This window comes from Variovorax sp. P4_D9 (assembly GCF_056401695.1).
Map to the genome: position 1 here is coordinate 1 of NZ_JBFUIU010000773.1, position 4,122 is coordinate 4,122.

Sequence of the window (4,122 nt, forward strand, 5' to 3'; positions counted from 1 at the left end):
GCCTTGGCATCATCAACCAGGTGCACTCGATTCTTCACGCGTGCGAAGAGCCGTACCCCTGGAAAGTCCTCCAGGCGACCGATCTGTCGACTGACGGCTTCTTCGGTCATATGAAGCTCGTCGGCGGCAGCGAAAAACTACCGTGTCGGGCGGCCGCATCAAGCACCAACAAGGCCGTGGTCGAGGGGATCTAGCGTCTCATTTTTGTTGTCTGCTGAATGCACCCTCGTGCGGGAGCACCGCTACTGCGCATCTTCTGTTTGCGACAGCGGTGCATACCCCGACGCCTCCTGAAGGGGCCTCGTCGGAATTCTGGCTCTACCGCTCCTCAGGCCCTCAGCCCCAGACTCAACGCCCTGATCGATCGTTCCTATTGCCTCGGGATGCCAGCTTGGCGAATCACCTCTGACCAGCGCCTGATCTCGTCTCGAAGGAGTTCCGCCTGCTGCTCGGGCGTGCTTCCTTGCGCCTCCACGCCAAGCTGACGCAGCCGCTCCTTGACCTCCGGATTGGCAAGCGCAGTGTTGGCCTCCTTGTTGAGCCTTGCGATGACGGCGGGCGGCGTCTTGGCTGGCACTGCGAAGGCGTTCCAGGATGCGACCTTGAAGCCGGGCGTCCCGCTTTCCGCCACGGTAGGTGTATCGGGAAGCGCAAACGACCGTTTCGCCCCCATGACTGCAATCGGCCGAATCGACTTGCCGGTGATTTGACCCAGGATGGGCGCCAGGATCTCGACGCCCGCGTCGACCTGGCCACCCCGCAACGCCGTGATCAATGCCGGCGATCCGTTGAACGGAACCACCTGGACATCGATGCCGGTGCTGCGTTTGAAGAGCTCGGCCGCCAGATGTTGCGTACTGCCGACGTTGATGGTCCCGATGTTGACAGTGCCGGGATTCGCCTTGGCATATGCCAGTAACTCTTGCAGAGTCTTGAACTTGGAATTCGCAGCAGTAACGATGGCCATATCAAAGTAGCCAAGAGTCGATACCGGCGCAAAATCCTTGACCGTATCGAAGGGCAGGCTCTTAAAAAGTCCCTCGCTGACGGCATTCCCGTTCGACATGAGCAAGATGGTGAGTCCGTCCGGCGACGCCTTCGCCACGGTAGTAGCCGCAACGACTCCGCCAGCGCCGGGCTTGTTGTCCACGATGATGCTCTGGCCCATGGATTCCGTCATTTTCTGCGCCACAGTTCTCGCCGTGAGGTCGGCGACGCCGCCCGGCCCGAAAGGCACGACGAGGCGGATCGGCTTTGCTAACGATGGCTGCGCAATGACGCTGACGCACAAGGAGAGCGCTGCGACCACAAGGCCGGTGCGGATGAGATGCCTTGAAGAGAAGTTCATGATATTTCCTCGATGGTTAGCGACGTGTTGGATGTGTCCTGGAAGCGATGGCGCACGCCGAGCGCCAGGTTCCCTCGCCCCTCGAATCCTTCTACCTGTCCGAGAACTAGTCGCCCTGGAGATTCGCACGCGGTCTGAAGGACATTTGTCGTAGCCGCCGCTGGTTTGGCCAGATCAAGCCCCCGCAATCTGCCTGTCCTGCTTCGTGCGGAGGCGGGGGCCAACCATGACGCGACCGACCTAAAGCGAAGCAGTTTTGCCGCAAGGTGGCTTCTGATTTCGCGGAGTCCGCTCAGCCGGCGTCTTCGGTCGCTCGCAACACTTTTCCCGGGTTGAGCAAACCCAGCGGATCCAGTGCCTGCTTGATGCTGCGTTGCAGACGCAATTCAATCGGCGGCTTGTAGCGAATGGCCTCATCGCGCCGAAGCACCCCCAATCCATGCTCGGCGGATATGGAGCCGCCAAACTTCGAAACGAGGTCATGGACGATGCGATTGAGTGGAGCCTCGCGTGCCGCGAAATCGGCGGCCGGCATGCCGCCTGCCGGTGGCGAGAAGTTGTAGTGGAGATTGCCGTCCCCGAGGTGCCCGAAGGCGACCAGCCGCAATTCCGGCGCTTGACGACGCGAAGCCTCCTCCGCCTCCGACAGGAAAGCGTCTATGGCAGCGATGGGCAACGCGATGTCGTGCTTGATCGTCGGTCCCTCGGCCCCCTGCGATTCAGAAATCCCCTCACGCAGCATCCAGAGGGCCTCGAACTGCGCCACTGTCGCGGACACGGCAGCGTCTAGCAACAGGTCTTGCTCCAGCGCCTCTTCGAGAAGCGACTGCAGAGATACCGAGGTCTGCTGCATCGCGCCCGTCTCACTGACTTCGATCAGTACGTACCACGGCGCATGCTCGGCAAAAGGGGGGCGGGCAGACGGAACGTGCCGCAGCACCATCCCCAAAGCGACATTCRAGATCAATTCACAGGCGGTGAGCGACGTAGCCAAGCGCTCCCGCGCGATCGTCATCAGCTTGAGCGCCGCCTTGGGCGACGCCACGGCTGCAAGGGCGCAACTCTGGTGCGTGGGCAACGGATGCAGCTTAAGTACCGCCGCAGTGATGATGCCCAGCGTACCTTCACTTCCGATGAAAAGATCGCGCAAGTCGTAGCCGGTGTTGTCCTTGCGCAGAGCCCTTAATCCATCCCAGCACTCGCCCTCTGCCGTGACCACCTCCAGGCCCAGACACAGCTCGCGCGCGTTGCCATAGCGCAGGACCTGCACTCCTCCAGCATTGGTGGCGAGGTTTCCACCGATGGTGCAACTACCCTCAGCCGCCAGACTGAGTGGAAATAGCCTCCCGACTGCGCGAGCGGCCTCCTGCACCTGGTGCAAGGTGCAGCCGGCCTCCACCGTCATCGTGTCTCCGATCGTGTCGACGGCTCGAATTCGCGTCAAGCGCGCCGTGGACAACACGACGGCACGGCCGCTGTCGTYGGGCGTTGCACCGCCAGACAGTCCGGTGTTCCCGCCCTGCGGTACAAGCGGCAGCCGCCGTGCGTGACACCATTGCATCACGGCTGCGACGGCCGCGGTGTTCGACGGCTGGGCCACAGCGAGGGCACGGCCCGTCCAGCGTCCACGCCAGTCGGTCAGGAACGGCGCCATATCGTCTGGCTCCGTGAGCCATCTGCCCTCGAAAACAGGCTTGTCGGCGATCATCGCTCGGCGCTGCGCGCGGCTTGCTCGATCAAGCGGTCTGCGTACGCTTCCCAGGAACTGTTGGCACTTAAGCCCTTGAATACACCGTCTCGCGCCTGTTGGGCCACCCAATCCTGCTTGCTGGCAATGGCAGCAGTCATGAGCGGCTCGAAGCCGGCCTCTTGAACGGTACGCGCGGCCTCACGCATTTCCTCGGCGCGGCGTTTCCCATGCTGCACGACGCGGCTGAAGAAGTAGGCGCCCTGCTGCTCCCAGTCGATCTGGGGGAAAGTCTCCTTCAAGGTGGGCAGCACATGCGCCTCGACGCCATACCGGCGCGCCGTGGTGTAGCTCTCGATGACCAGGGCCTCAAGGCCCTTGATCATGATGCTGCGGCTCATCTTGATGGCCGATGCCACGCCGAGCTTTTCACTCACGGCCCGGGCGTCCATTCCCCATGCCACCAACTTGAAGGCAAGTGCCTCTGCCCCAGCACCGCCCAGGACAATGGGAACCGCAATGCCATAGGGCGGAACCGAAGTCATGACGCCAGCTTCGACATAGCCGACGCCGACCGCTTCCATGGCCTTCGCCGCGCGCTCCTTTGTGCCAGGTGAGGCGGAGTTGAGATCAAGGAATTGTGCACCGGCCTTCGCATGGGGCGCAGCCGCCTCAGCGACTGCCAGCGTATTGGAGGCGGTGACGGCCGAGATCAGAAGATCGGCCTGCGCGCAAAGATCGGCCATCCCGTCCGCTACGCGCATGCCGTCAGCTTCTGCAGCGGCCCGGGCTGCCACTCCTGCAGGCGACCCGTCGAATTTCAGATCCCAGACCCAGATGGCGTCGATGCCTTCCTTGGGCAGCAAGTCTCGCCCGAAGATCCCGCCCACCTCGCCGTAACCGATGATGCCCAGTGTCGTGCCCATGATGCTTGTCCTTGTAAAGTGAAAATGAAGTCGGGTCAGTCGAATGCGTACAGGAGGGATGGATTGGCCACCAGCAACCGCTGCAAGGCGGCGGCATCGCCGAAGTGCGCCAGAAGATCGACCAGGTCCCCGTCGTCCGGCATCTCGCGCACATTGGGGTG

General features: G+C 62.4%; 3 protein-coding genes and 1 pseudogene. All 4 read right to left on the reverse strand.

What is annotated here, in order from left to right; all coding sequences use genetic code 11:
* Window positions 1-169, reverse strand: a pseudogene (locus AC1DY5_RS44840) (LysR family transcriptional regulator); the annotation flags it as partial.
* 201 nt (window positions 170-370) lie between these two features.
* Window positions 371-1,348, reverse strand: coding sequence for a Bug family tripartite tricarboxylate transporter substrate binding protein (locus AC1DY5_RS44845; RefSeq protein WP_478120856.1), 978 nt, complete (start codon window positions 1,346-1,348; stop codon window positions 371-373).
* A gap of 292 nt (window positions 1,349-1,640) precedes the next feature.
* On the reverse strand, window positions 1,641-3,056 hold the full coding sequence (locus AC1DY5_RS44850; RefSeq protein WP_478120857.1) for an FAD-binding oxidoreductase: 1,416 nt from the start codon (window positions 3,054-3,056) through the stop codon (window positions 1,641-1,643).
* Window positions 3,053-3,961, reverse strand: a complete 909-nt coding sequence (locus AC1DY5_RS44855) for a DUF1932 domain-containing protein (protein WP_478120858.1) — start codon at window positions 3,959-3,961, stop codon at window positions 3,053-3,055. Before AC1DY5_RS44855 ends, AC1DY5_RS44850 begins: the two co-directional genes overlap by 4 nt.
* Window positions 3,962-4,122 lie beyond the last annotated feature (161 nt).

What these genes read in the sequence shown, in the direction of transcription:
- AC1DY5_RS44855 (WP_478120858.1), bottom strand. Translation starts at nt 3,961, where the DNA reads ATGGGCACGACACTGGGCATCATCGGTTACGGCGAGGTGGGCGGGATC.
- AC1DY5_RS44845 (WP_478120856.1), bottom strand. Translation starts at nt 1,348, where the DNA reads ATGAACTTCTCTTCAAGGCATCTCATCCGCACCGGCCTTGTGGTCGCA.